This is a genomic window from Streptomyces sp. NPDC055078 (assembly GCF_053607985.1).
In genome coordinates, this window is record NZ_JBSGUP010000048.1 from 1 (window position 1) to 12732 (window position 12732).

Consider the following 12732-nt stretch of genomic DNA (forward strand, 5'->3'; position numbering starts at 1 on the left):
GGAGAGCCCGGGGAATCCGGAGAGCCCGGGAAGTCTGGAGAGCCCACGGAGCCCCTGGAGCCCGGGGAGGAGTCGGCCGGCCCGACGCGGACCGCCTCGACCAGGGCGTCCTGCACGGCGTCCTCGGCCGCCGCGAAGTCGGCTCCGCGGCGGACGAGGATCGCGATGACGCTCGGAGTGAGGCTCCGGAGCAGGATCTCGTTCAGCTGAGGGGTCGTGCGAGGGGTCGTCCGAGAGGTCATCTGAGAGGTCACTCCGTGATGGTGGGCTGTACACCCATGAACGGACGCAGTTCGAGCCACTCGTGGATCGGCTTCCCGCCCGCTCCGGGGGCGGCCGACAGTTCCCCGGCCAGCTCGACAGCGCGCTCGTAGCTGTCGACGTCGATCACCATCCAGCCGGCGATGAGATCCTTGGTCTCGGCGAACGGACCGTCGGTGACCGGCGGGCGCCCCTCGCCGTCGTACCGGACGAACGTCCCCTCAGGGGCGAGCGCCTGGCCGTCGACGAACTCGCCGGTCTTCTCCAGCCTGGCCGCGAAATCGTTCATGTACCGCATATGGGCCGAGATCTCCTCCGGCGTCCACCGGTCCATGGGCACGTCGTTCACCGAAGCCGGAGCGCCGCGGTAGTGCTTCAGCAGCAGGTACTTGGCCATGGTGGTTCTCCTCGGTACTGGTGCGGCCCATTCTGGCCGCGTTCACTACGGGGACGGAGCCGGGCACGGATTCTCGACATCGCCGCCGGAACTTTTTCTGGCTCTCGGGGATGAGCCCGATACTGCCCGCCCCCGATTCCGCGCGCCATCCGGGAGCGATCACACGGTCGCCCCCGGGCAGCGGCACAGCGTGCAGAATCCGCCAACCTGCCCCTTCGAGGCGGCCCAGCCCGTCGCCCACCGACTGCTCGGCGGCGAGCCGGTCCCGGCGGTCCCGGCGATCCCGGCGGGGGTCGGACAGCAGACGGCGGCCGGTCGGCGGGCGGTGGTCCAGTTCGGCGCGGAGGGGCTCGCCGGGGCGGTTGGGGGCCAGGTCGTCGTCGGGGTGCAGGGCGAGCCGGGCGAGTTCGGCGCGGGTGGGTACCGGCGGTGGGCCGACCGTGAATTCGCTGGTCAGATAGGGTGCGAGAGCCGCGAGAACCTCTTCGCTGCGGCTCTCGTGGACCAGCAGGACCCGGCCGCGGCCGATGCCGTCGGGGCCCGGGTCGTACCATCCGAGCCACCCGGAATCCCGGCCGTCCGGCAGGCTCACATCGATCCGGTCCCGGCCTGCCACTCTCGCCGTCGTGACTCTCAGTGCCGGCATGACCTCACCCCCGAACCATGGGATCGGCGACCGGGGACCATGGGAACAGCCCCGGGGGCTTCCGGGCAATATCCTCGCGATGCCGGGGCCGTGGTGCACACTCTCCCCAAGCGCGTGGTTCCGGCGCATAGTTTCTTTCGCGCGCGGAGTGCTGACGCATGGTTCTCGGGAGGGGGCGGGCGTGTTCGGGGGTATTGACGAGGTCGACTGGGCCGCACTGGAGCATGCCTACGGTCCGGCGGAGGACGTGCCCGAGCTGTTGCGCGGGCTGGCGTCCGGTGATCCGGCGGAGCGTGAGGCGGCGCTCGACGGGATGTACGGCGCGGTGCATCACCAGGGTGATGTCTATGACTCGACGCTGGCCTGCATTCCGTTCCTGCTCGAACTGGTGGGAGACCCCGCCGTCCAGGACCGTGGTGGCATCGTCGAGCTGCTGACCAGCATCGGCGGTATCGATCTGGACGGCGATGACGAACTGGACCCGGAGGACGAGGAGTTCGAGTACGCCGCGAACTACGCGATGGCGGCATCGGCCGTCACCGCGAGCGCGGATGTCTTTCTCGCGCTGATCGACTCCGACGACCGGGGGGTACGGCTCACCGCGCCGCTCGCCCTCGCCACGCTGCACAGCGAACCGGAGCTGGTGCTCGGGCTGTTACGGGAGCGGCTGAAGATCGAGCACGACCCCGAGGTGCGGTTCGCCTGTGTGGAGGCCGGGGGGCGGATAGCGCTCCGGCACGAGACGCTGGCGCCCGAGGTGGTGCAGTGGCTGACCGAGCTGACCCGGCTGCCTTCGGGGGACGCGGAGCCACCGCCCGGGTCGTCCCCGGACGCACCCGGGGCACCCCCGGAAACGTCGGCCGGGACGTCGGCCGGGACGTCCCCCGGGCCATCGGCCGGTACGTCCGCCGGGACGAACGCCGGGCCATCGGCCGGGGCGACCGCGGGGGCGCACGAGGACCCGCCCGAGGACCCGCCCGAGGGTGCGCGGCACTCCGGAAGCGCCCTCCCGTACGACAGTGAGCACGACGGCTCGTACGACAGTGCCGCACGCGACGGCGCGGAGGGCCTCGGCGGTTCGCTCGACAGTCCCCCCGGCGGTCCCCCCGGCGGATTGCTCGACGGTCCCCCCGGCGGTTCGCTCGGTGGGGCCGAGCGGGCCCGGGGCGGGCGCGTCCCCGGCCGGCCCGCGTCAGGAGCGCCGTATGTCCCGGGGCGGTCGTACGACGCCGGGCTGCGGCTGTCCGCGCTCGCCCAGCTCGCCCGCTGCGCGCCGCACGCGCTGCCCGTCGATGTGGTGCCGGGGGTGACCGGACTGCTCCGGGAGCTGCGCGCCGAGCCGGTGAGCGCGGTCCCAGCGGCCGACCGGTCGGCCGCCCCCTCCGTGCCCGTGCTGCTGGGGCAGCAGTTGCGCGAGCGCCGCGAGGCGGACACGGCGGGCCGGTACGCCCCCTGGACGGGCGATCTGCTGCGTACGCTCCACTCGGGTCTCGGCGATCGCGTCGACGACCGGATAGCGCTCCTCGCCGATCAGCTGTGCAGCCCCGACCGGGGGCAGCGGATCGACGCCGTGCGGATGAGCAGCGGCCTGCTGCGGACCTGGCGCGGGGAGTACGCGGAGCTGGTGGGCCTGATCGGCGAGCAGCTCGCGGGCCGGGAACCCCGGCTGGCGGACGCGGCTGCCGTGGCGCTCGGGGAACTGTTCTCCCTCGCGGCCCCCGCGGCGGACGCGCTGGCGGACTTCGTGGCCGCCGAGCCGGAATGCTGGGCGCAGGAGTGGGCGAGCGGGCCGAGGATGCTCGGCAGCGCGGTCGCGGCACTGGCGCGTACCGGCGACGCGCGGGTGGTGCCGGTGCTGGCCCGGATGCTGGAGCGGCCCGAGCCCCCGCAGGACCTCGGCTATGTACTGGACCATCTGGGCGCGGCGGCGGCCCCCCTGGTCCCCGCCCTGCGCACTCGCCTGGGCGAGACAGCGCTGGACGACCGGCTCTACGACCTGGCCGGGCCGCTGCTGTACGGGCTGACCGCGCTGCGGGCCGTGGACGCGATGCCCGAGGTGCTGCGGGTGCTGCGGGGCGCGCCCGAGTACCGCAGGGAATGGGTGGTCGAGCTGGTGCTGCGGGCGCTCACCGCCTTCGGGCCCGCCGCGAAGGAGGCGATACCGGACCTGCGGGCGCTGCTGGCGCGCGCGGCCCGTTCGGAGTCGCTGTCGGGCGCCTTCGGGGCGAAGACCGCGGCGGCGTTATGGGCCATAGAGGGCGACGCGGACGCCATACTGCCCGCGCTGCACACGGCGCTCGCGGCGACGGACTCCGGGGCCCGGCGGTCGGCGGCGGCGGTGCTCGGCACCATGGGTGCGGCGGCCGAGGAGGCCGCTCCGGCGCTGCGGGGGCTGCTGTGGGCGGCCGACCCCTGGACCCGGGTGGACTCCGCGATCGCGCTCTGGCGGGTGACGGACGAGCCGGGGCGGGCGTGGCCGGTGCTGATGGCCGCCTGGGACACGCTGCCGTTCACCCGGGTCCCGACGGCCGAGCGGCTCGCCGAGCGCCGGGGCGGCACGGCGGAGCCGGTGGCCCGGAGCGCGGCGGGGGCCGAGCGGGTGCTGCGCGCCGAGCTGTCGCGTGTCCGGCGTCACAACGCGATAGACGGAGGGTACGGCAGTCATGACATCGTGAGGGACGAGACACTGCTGGCCCTGTGCCGGCGGGCGCTGACCAGGGAGAGGCCGACAGCATGATCATCTTCGGTACCAAGGGGTATCTGCACCAGCTGGCGATACTGACCCTCGTGTGCGGGTTCTGCGGCAATCCGTCCGCGCACACGCTCAGGAAGCGGGTCACCAAGTTCACGCTGTTCTTCATTCCGCTGTTCCCGGTGTCGACGAAGCACGCGACACAGTGCACCTTCTGCGGTGCCGAGTCGCAGGTGACGAAGGAGCAGGCCGATCAGCTCGTGGCGCAGAGCGCGGGCGGTCCCGGGGGTCTGGGGGGTCCCGGCGGCCAGGGTGGTCAGGGCGGTCCCGGTGGCGGGCAGGGCTTCGCACAGCCGTACGGCCAGCCGCAGGGGCAGCAGGGGCAGAACCCGTACCAGTCCTGACGACCGGGCGGGGCGGGCCGACAGGCGGCAGGCGGCAGGCGGCAGGCGGCAGGCGGCAGGCGGGGGCGGATACCGGCAGGCAGGGCGGGTCGGCAGGCGGGCAGGCTCGGCAGGCGGGCAGGCTCGGTGGATATGGCGCGGTGAGCGGCCGGGCGGGCGCGGGCGGCCCGGTGGACGGCCAGGGTCGACAGCCAGGGTTGACGGGTCCGGACCGCGGTTGACGGGTCCGGTGGACGGCCCCGGTTGACGGGCCGGGACGAGGAATTGGGTTCGCTGCGCATATTGTTTGCGCAGAACCGATTCCCCGACCGTTCCCCACCGCGTACCCGCCCCGCTAGGAGAATCTTGCGCTTCCGTGGTCCGCTCCGCGTGACCCTGCTGACGGCGGCGGTCGGCGGACTGCTGGCCGGCTGCACCGACGCGGGCGGGCTGTCGAGCGCGGGCCCGACCCGTACGGCCACCGGTCCCGTACGGCTGTGGCCCGATCTGCCGCCGGTCACCGCTCCCCCGCAGGACTACGGCGAGACCGAGACCACCCCGGTCCCCGGTATCAAGGTGCCCCGGGGCGGGGTGCGCGACCTCGACCCGGTTGCCGTCCTCAGGGCTGAGGCCGAGGCCGACCCCGGTGCGTACAGCGGCATGGGCGGGTCCTACCGGGAGACCGCCGACGCGCTCCGCGCCTGCCGGGAGCGGCCGGGGCCCTGCCCCGTACTCACGCCGTATCACCACGACCTGACCGGGGACGGCCAAGCGGAGCTGATCGTCGGGGTCCGGCTGGCGGAACAGCGCACGGCGGTGCGCTGCTATATGCCGGACGGGAACGGCGGACTGGTCCGGATCATGTCCACCGCGGACCAGTTGGTGAGTGTGGAGCTGGCGGGCCAGGACATCATCCTGCGCTCGGTGTCGGCCGGGATTCCCGGGTACGAGTACCGTACGGCCTGGTCCTGGGACGGCCGGAACCGGGCGATGCTGCCGACGCGCGACGAGATCGTCCAGGTCGAACCGCACAGGAGCGCGCCGGAGCGGAGATCGGTGCCGACGGCGCCCGGCGCGGCGGGGCGGACCGGTCCCCCTTCGCGTGGCGCCACCGGCCCGCCCGGCCCGACCGGCTCAACCGGCTCAACCGGCCCGATGGACCAGCGGTGAGGCGGATCCGGCCACCCCGCTGGGCCGCCAGTCTGACCTGGAAGGCCGCCGTCTTCATCACCGTGATGTGCTGCGCCCTCGCCGCGCTGCTGGGCGCGCTGGTGCACGCGGCCGTCTCCAGCCAGACGGTTGACCAGGCACGGGAGAAGGCGCTGGGGCGGCTGGCGGAGGTCACCGAGGAGTACGAGGCCGGTGAGCCGATGCCCCGTTACGCGGGGGTGGATCCGGCCGGGCTCCCCTCCTCCCTGCGGGAACTCGCCATCGGCGGCGAGCGCGGCACCATGGTGAACACCTACCGGGGCCGGCCCACCATGTGGGCCGCCGCGCCCGCCGACGGGCGGGCGCTGGCCGTACGCGTCGACTACAGCTTCAGCGCGCGGACGATCACCGGCCTGGACCGGGCGATCCTCGGCTCATCGGTGCTGGCGATCGGGGCGACTCTGCTGGTGGGGGCCTTCTCCGTCACCCGGATCACCCGCCGGCTCCATCTGACCGCGCAGGTGGCGCGGCGGATCAGCGCGGGGGATCTCGACGCGCGGGTCAACGATCCCCGTACGGCGGACCCCTCGCGGCCCCAGGACGAGGTGGCCACGGTCTCCGGGGCGCTGGACACCATGGCGTCCACCCTGCAGAACAAACTCCTCAGCGAACAGCGCTTCACCGCGGATGTGGCGCACGAGCTGCGGACCCCGCTGACCGGGCTGACGGCCGCCGCCGAACTGCTGCCCGATGGCCGTCCGGCCGAGCTGGTACGGGACCGGGTACGGGCCATGCGCGCCCTGACCGAGGATCTGCTGGAGATTTCCCGGCTGGACGCGGGCAGCGAGCGGGTCGACCTCGATGTGCTGGGGCTCGGGGAACTGGCCGAGCGGGTGGTGCGGGCGTCCGGGACGGACACCGAGGTGCGGGTGGTCCGTGACGCGGCCGTGGAGAGTGATCGGCGGCGGCTGGAGCGGGTGCTCGGCAACCTCGTCGCCAACGCGCACGTCCACGGCCGGACCCCGGTCGTCCTCACCGTCGACGGCCCGGAGGTGACCGTCGCGGACTCCGGCCCCGGGTACCCCTCCTACCTCCTCGACCACGGGCCGGCCCGCTTCCGCTCGGACGGGGCGGGGAAGGGGCACGGGCTGGGGCTCACGATCGCGGTCGGGCAGTCCGCGGTGCTCGGCGCGGAACTCCACTTTCTCAACGGGGACCCGGGCGGCGCGGTGGCCCGCCTCACCCTTCCCACGACCTGATCCCCGCGCATCCCGCCGTGGTCCAGCCCCACCGGGCTGAGGGTCCGTCCTCAAACGCCGGACGGGCTCAACTTGCCCACCTTCGCACCAGCCCAGCCCTACCAGGCTCACGGTCCGTCCTCAAACGCCGGACAGGCTCAACTTGCCCACCCCCGTGCCGGGCACCGAAACCAGCGCGCTGAGGGCAGGCAAATCCAGCCCCGCCGGCGTTTGAGGCGCCGGGTTCGGGGCGGAGCCCCGACGAGAGCCCGAGCGCTCCGGGCTGAGGGTGCCCGGCCCGGCAGGGGGCGGCCCAGTGGCGGTGGGCCGGGCGCGAGGCACAGGCAGGGGGCGACGCTGAGGGCGCATAAGGGATATATGTGGCGCAAGTTGCTACGTTGCGTCGCATGACCGCAGACCAGCCGCCCCCCGCGGCCCCACCCCACCGCGGCATCGAGTTGTGCCTCACCCTCGTGGCCGTCCTCATCTCCGTGTTCGGCTACACGTCTGTCGGGCTCGCCAGGAACGGCGCGGTACCGCCTGACGTACTGCGGTACGGCGCCTGGCTCGGGGGGCTCGCGGTGGTGGCGCACGGGGCGGTGCGGCTGCGGGCGCGGTGTGCCGATCCGCTGTTGCTGCCGATCGCGGTGCTGCTGAACGGTCTCGGCCTGGTGCTCATCCACCGGCTGGATCTGGAGACGCCCGGCGAGGAGGCGGCGCCCGCGCAGCTGGTGTGGTCGGCGCTCGGGGTGGCGCTGTTCATCGTGGTCGTCGTCCTGCTGCGCGATCACCGGGTGCTGCGGCGGTACGCGTATGTCTCGGTGGCCGCCGCCCTGGTGCTGATGCTGGTCCCGATCTTCTTCCCGGCCGTGAACGGTGCGCGGATCTGGATCAGGATCGGCGGACTGTCGTTCCAGCCGGGCGAGTTCGCCAAGATCCTGCTGGCCGTGTTCTTCGCCGCGTATCTCGCCGTCAACCATCAGGCGCTCGCGATCACCGGCCGCCGGTTGTGGCGGCTCCAGCTGCCCACCGGGCGGGTACTCGGTCCGATCGTGGCGATCTGGCTGATCAGCGTGGGGGTGCTGGTGCTGGAGCGGGATCTGGGGACTTCGCTGCTGTTCTTCGGACTGTTCGTGATCATGCTGTACGTGGCGACCGGCCGGACCGGCTGGATCGCGGTGGGGCTCACCCTCGCGGCGGCGGGGGCCTTCGCGGTCGGGGTGTTCGAACCCCATGTGCACGGCCGGGTCGAGGACTGGCTCGACCCCTTCGCCAGTATCGAGGCGGGTGAAGGACCCAGCCAGGTCGCGCAGTCGCTGTTCGCCTTCGGCGCGGGCGGAATGCTGGGGTCCGGGCTTGGGCTCGGCCACTCCACCCTCATCGGGTTCGCCGCCAAGTCGGACTTCATCCTCGCGACGGCGGGCGAGGAACTGGGCCTCGTCGGTCTGACCGGAATCCTGCTGCTGTACGCGCTGCTGGTGGCCCGCGGCTACCGGGCCTCCCTCGCCCTCCGCGACCCCTTCGGACGGCTGCTCGCCGTCGGTCTCGCCTCGATCGTGGCGCTCCAGGTGTTCGTCATCGCCGGCGGCGTGACCGGGCTGATCCCGCTCACCGGGATGGCGATGCCGTTCCTGGCGCAGGGCGGTTCGTCCGTCGTCGCCAACTGGATCATCGTGGCCCTGCTGATCCGGGTCAGCGACTCGGCCCGCGCGCCGGGTCCCGGCCCCGGCCCCGATTCCACGGACGCACCCGTGCTCACCCCGGAGGAGGCCCGGTGATCCGCCATATCCGGCGTGCCGCCGTCCTGTGCTGTGTCCTCCTCGGGGCCCTGCTGGTCAACGCGGCCCGCCTCCAGGTCGTCGAGGGCGGATCGCTCGACGAGAACCCGGCGAACCGGCGGTCGGCGATCGCCCGCTACGGCGAGCCGCGCGGCGACATCCTCGTCGGCGGGCGCCCGGTCACCGGCTCCAAGGACACCGGTCAGCAGCTCCGCTTCGAACGGACCTACACCCAGGGCCCGCTCTACGCGCCGGTGACCGGATACTCGTCCCAGACGTACGGCACGACACTGGTCGAGAGCACGGAGGACTCCGCACTCTCCGGCACCGATCCGCAGCTCACCCCGGTCCCGTACTGGAACGAGCTGAGCCGGGGCCGCGCCCCGGGCGGACGGGTGGTCACCACGATCAAGCCGTCGATGCAGGAGGCCGCGTACCGGGGTCTCGGCGGGAAGCGGGGGGCGGTCGCCGCGGTCGAGCCGTCGACCGGCCGGATTCTGGCGCTGGTCAGCAGCCCTTCGTACGATCCGGGGGCGTTCTCCGGCACCGGGCCGGCCGCCAAGTCCGCCTGGGCGCGGCTCAACGCCATTCCGACCCAGCCGATGCTGAACCGGGCGATCCGGCAGACGTATCCGCCCGGGTCCGCCTTCAAGATCGTGACGGCGGCTGCGGCGCTGGACGCGGGGGTGGTCTCCGATGTGGACGCGCCGACCGGGACCCCCGACCCGTATGTCCTGCCCGGCACCCGCACCCGGCTCCCGGACGCGGCGGCCGGGTGCGGCGACGCCTCGCTCGCGTACGCCATCCAGTGGTCGTGCAACACGGTGATGGCGCACCTGGGGGCGCGGGTCGGGACGCCGAGGATGCTCGACACGGTGAGCGGATTCGGCTTCAACGACCGTGACCTGCGGATTCCGTCCCCTGTCGCGCCGTCGAACTTCGACATCCGGATGTCCGTGGACCAGCTCGCGCTGTCCTCGATCGGACAGTTCAACACGACGGCCACCCCCCTCCAGATGGCGATGGTGTCGGCGGCGGTGGCCAACGGCGGTGGGCTCAAGTCCCCGTATCTGATCGACCGGGTGACCACCAGGGGCGGCCGGACCGTCTCACGGACACCTCCACGGCCGTACCGGCAGGCGATGAACCCCTCCACGGCACAGAAACTGCAACGGCTGATGGTCGCGGTCGTGGAGGACGGCACGGGCTCGAACGCGGCGATCGCGGGCGCCCGCGTCGGCGGCAAGACCGGCACGGCCCAGCACGGCATGGGGAACTCGGGCACGCCCTACGCCTGGTTCATCTCCTGGGCACAGGCCGCCGACGCCGTCCAGCCCGCGGTCGCCGTCGCGGTGGTCGTCGAGGACGCGGAAGCGGTACGGGGCCACATCAGCGGCGGCGGCAGCGCGGCGCCGATCGCGCGGGCGGTGATGGGGGCGGCGCTGCGGGACTGAGCCGTACGGCATCCGGCTGTCGTACGGCTCTGGAACCGGGCGGTGCCGCGGGCGTGCGATCAGGCCCCGGCGGGGCGCCCGCGCCGGTTCATCGCGGTGAGGTCGGCTTCAAGAGGGAAGGGCCTGAGCAACTTGAGCTGCTTGTGGTGGATGCCGGTGATTCCGTAGGTCCGGGTCGCGGGGTCGAGCTCATAGACATAGACGACCGGGAGTTCGTCATTCATCTCCACCCGCCAGAAGTGCGGAATGCCTGCTCGGGCGTACTTGCGGGGCTTCACCTCACGGTCGCGTTCCAGTGAGTCGGAAGAGACGATCTCCACCGCGAGTAGAACGCTTGCGGGGGCGTACCAGGTCTGCTCCGGACCTTTCAGCGCGTCCTCGGACACCACCATGAGATCGGGCTCCGGACGGTCCCGCTTGGCCAGCTTGGTGGTCATCTCCCGGATGACGGCAAGGCCCTCCGGCGCGTGGTCCAGCAACGCGTTTTCCAGCAGGCGCAGCGTGGCCATGTGGAAAAAGGTCTGCCGACTCATAAAGACGAGGCTCCCGTCGAGCATCTCCGTGTGCGGGGGAAGATCCGGAAGCGTGTCGAGGTCGTCCGCCGTCCAGCCACCGGCCGGAGGGCGGGGCCATGTGACGTCCACGCCCTTCGCGTACTCGCGTGCGGCGCTCATGATTGCTCCCATGCGACGAAGTCTGCCGACCACCGCCAGCGTACCCAGCGGAGATGCCTCAGCGCCCTTCGGACGAGTGAGCGACACCTGGGAGTGTTGACGCCGGACCACGCTGCCGGCCCCGGATCGCGCCGGGGGCGCCCGTCCCGGCGAAACCCCGGCCCGTGGTCCATGGCCTGTGGCGGTACGTATCGCGACGGCGGACGCCGGTAGACGATGTGTCAGCAAGCTGCGCACGGGGGATTGACGCGCTTGCTGACAGGGAGTCTCATAAGAGTGCCCCCGGGCCGCAGCGCCCGCGCAGGGACCACCGCCCCCGACCGCCGGTGAGGTGCCTTCCGCGATGAAGACCGTGACCGAAAGCGATTCCCGGCTGCTCCGCGACGCGCTCGGCCCGCTCCGGGACCGTGAGCAGGTCGCCGAACGGCTCCTGGAGTCCTCGGCCAAGCACTCGTTCGACCCGGACAGGGAGCTGGACTGGGACGCGCCGTTCGAGGACGGCAAGTGGTTCTGGCCGCCGGAGCTGGTCTCCCTCTACGACACCCCGCTGTGGCGGAAGATGTCCGGGGAACAGCGGATGGACCTGGCGCGGCACGAGGCCGCCTCGCTCGCATCCCTCGGCATCTGGTTCGAGATCATCCTGATGCAGCTGCTCGTACGGCATATCTACGACAAGTCCGTGACCAGCAGTCATGTCCGTTACGCACTGACCGAGATAGCCGACGAGTGCCGCCACTCGATGATGTTCGCCCGCATGATCAAGAAGGGCGGGGCGCCCGCGTACCCCGTCCCCCGCCTCCACCACAATCTCGCGCGGGTCCTGAAGACCGTCTCGACCACCCCCGGCTCCTTCGCCGCGACCCTCCTCGGCGAGGAGATCCTCGACTGGATGCAGCGGCTCACCTTCCCCGACGAGCGCGTCCAGACGCTGGTGCGCGGGGTCACCCGTATCCATGTGGTGGAAGAGGCACGCCATGTGCGGTACGCGCGGGAGGAGCTGCGGCGCCAGATGGTGACCGCGCCGCGCTGGGAGCAGGAGTTCACCCGGATCAGCTGCGGCGAGGCCGCCCGGGTGTTCTCCGTCTGCTTCATCAGCCCGCAGGTGTATGTGAACGTGGGCCTCGACCGGCGCGAGGCCCTCGCCCAGGTCCGCGCGAGCGGCCACCGGCGGGAGGTGATGCGGTCCGGGGCCAAGCGGCTCACCGACTTCCTCGACGACATCGGAGTACTGAGGGGGCCCGGGCGCCGGCTCTGGAAGCGCTCCGGCCTGCTCGCGTGACCGCGCACGCCCTTGCCGGCCCCGGCCGTGCGGTTACGCTGCGGCCATGACCAGTCCCGCCCCGGCGACCCGGTCGTATCGACGGCTGAGCGTCGAGGAACGCCGTACGCAACTCCTGGCGGCGGCCCTCGAACTCTTCGCGCACCGGGCCCCGGACGAGGTCTCCCTCGACGATGTGGCGGAACGGGCCGGGGTGTCGCGGCCGCTGGTCTACCGCTACTTCCCCGGCGGGAAACAGCAGTTGTACGAGGCGGCCCTGCGGTCGGCAGCGGACGCGCTGTCACGGTGCTTCAGCGAGCCGCCGACCGGGCCGCCTACGGAGCGGCTGGCGCGGGTGCTGGACCGGTACCTCGCCTTCGTCGACGGCCACGACGCCGGGTTCTCCGCCCTCCTGCGGGGTGGGAGCGTGGCGGAGACCTCCCGTACCACCGCGATCGTCGACGGAGTGCGGCGGGCCGCCGCCGAGCAGATCCTCGTCCACCTCACCGGCGACCGGCCGCCCGGTCCCCGGCTGCGGCTGCTGGTGCGGACCTGGATCGCGGCGGTGGAGGCGGCGTCCCTGATCTGGCTGGACGAGGAGAAGCACCCCGACGCGCCCGCCCTGAGGGACTGGCTGGTCGACCATCTGATCGCGCTCCTCGCCGCGACGGCGGCGACGGACGACGAGACGGCGGGGGTGGTACGCGCCCTGCTCTCCCTGGAGCGCGAGGGGGGTGCGGTGGGGAGGCTGCTGGCGGCGGTGCTGGGGCACCTGCGGTGAGCTGGGGGGGGTGGGGTGCGT

At 72.5% G+C, this 12732-nt stretch carries 10 protein-coding genes and 1 pseudogene; 8 read left to right on the forward strand and 3 right to left on the reverse strand.

Annotation, left to right across the window (positions count from 1 at the left end; all coding sequences use genetic code 11):
- Together ACWF94_RS06945 and ACWF94_RS06950 are read right to left on the reverse strand one after the other, a co-directional pair.
- A pseudogene (locus ACWF94_RS06945) lies at positions 1-206 on the reverse strand (RNA polymerase subunit sigma-24); the annotation flags it as partial.
- Between the two features lie 44 nt (positions 207-250).
- Complete coding sequence (locus ACWF94_RS06950; protein WP_453485447.1) at positions 251-658, reverse strand: YciI family protein; 408 nt, start codon at positions 656-658, stop codon at positions 251-253.
- A gap of 827 nt (positions 659-1485) precedes the next feature.
- Here ACWF94_RS06950 and ACWF94_RS06955 point away from each other — a divergent pair.
- From ACWF94_RS06955 to ACWF94_RS06980, 6 genes are all read left to right on the forward strand, one after another.
- A complete protein-coding gene (locus tag ACWF94_RS06955; RefSeq protein ID WP_453485449.1) occupies positions 1486-4041 on the forward strand; it encodes a hypothetical protein in 2556 nt (851 codons plus the stop codon).
- The gene (locus tag ACWF94_RS06960; RefSeq protein ID WP_453485450.1) at positions 4038-4400 is read left to right on the forward strand and encodes a zinc-ribbon domain-containing protein; all 363 of its coding nucleotides are present in this window, start codon (positions 4038-4040) and stop codon (positions 4398-4400) included. The genes ACWF94_RS06955 and ACWF94_RS06960 overlap by 4 nt, the downstream gene beginning before the upstream one ends.
- Positions 4401-4769: 369 nt before the next feature.
- Positions 4770-5549, forward strand: a complete 780-nt coding sequence (locus tag ACWF94_RS06965) for a hypothetical protein (protein WP_453485452.1) — start codon at positions 4770-4772, stop codon at positions 5547-5549.
- Positions 5546-6787, forward strand: coding sequence for a histidine kinase dimerization/phospho-acceptor domain-containing protein (locus tag ACWF94_RS06970; protein WP_453485454.1), 1242 nt, complete (start codon positions 5546-5548; stop codon positions 6785-6787). The genes ACWF94_RS06965 and ACWF94_RS06970 overlap by 4 nt, the downstream gene beginning before the upstream one ends.
- 377 nt (positions 6788-7164) lie before the next feature.
- The gene (locus ACWF94_RS06975; protein WP_453485455.1) at positions 7165-8544 is read left to right on the forward strand and encodes an FtsW/RodA/SpoVE family cell cycle protein; all 1380 of its coding nucleotides are present in this window, start codon (positions 7165-7167) and stop codon (positions 8542-8544) included.
- Entirely contained in the window at positions 8541-9998 is a 1458-nt protein-coding gene (locus ACWF94_RS06980) for a penicillin-binding transpeptidase domain-containing protein (protein WP_453485457.1), read from the forward strand. The genes ACWF94_RS06975 and ACWF94_RS06980 overlap by 4 nt, the downstream gene beginning before the upstream one ends.
- A 59-nt stretch (positions 9999-10057) precedes the next feature.
- Here the strand turns inward: ACWF94_RS06980 and ACWF94_RS06985 are convergent, their stop codons facing one another.
- A complete protein-coding gene (locus ACWF94_RS06985) occupies positions 10058-10672 on the reverse strand; it encodes a Uma2 family endonuclease (RefSeq protein WP_453485459.1) in 615 nt (204 codons plus the stop codon).
- A gap of 343 nt (positions 10673-11015) precedes the next feature.
- Between ACWF94_RS06985 and ACWF94_RS06990 the strand changes: the two genes are divergently transcribed.
- Together ACWF94_RS06990 and ACWF94_RS06995 are read left to right on the forward strand one after the other, a co-directional pair.
- Entirely contained in the window at positions 11016-11951 is a 936-nt protein-coding gene (locus tag ACWF94_RS06990; protein WP_453485461.1) for an AurF N-oxygenase family protein, read from the forward strand.
- 46 nt (positions 11952-11997) lie between these two features.
- Positions 11998-12711: a TetR/AcrR family transcriptional regulator gene (locus ACWF94_RS06995; protein ID WP_453485462.1), complete on the forward strand. Its 714-nt coding sequence runs from the start codon at positions 11998-12000 to the stop codon at positions 12709-12711.
- Positions 12712-12732: the final 21 nt, after the last annotated feature.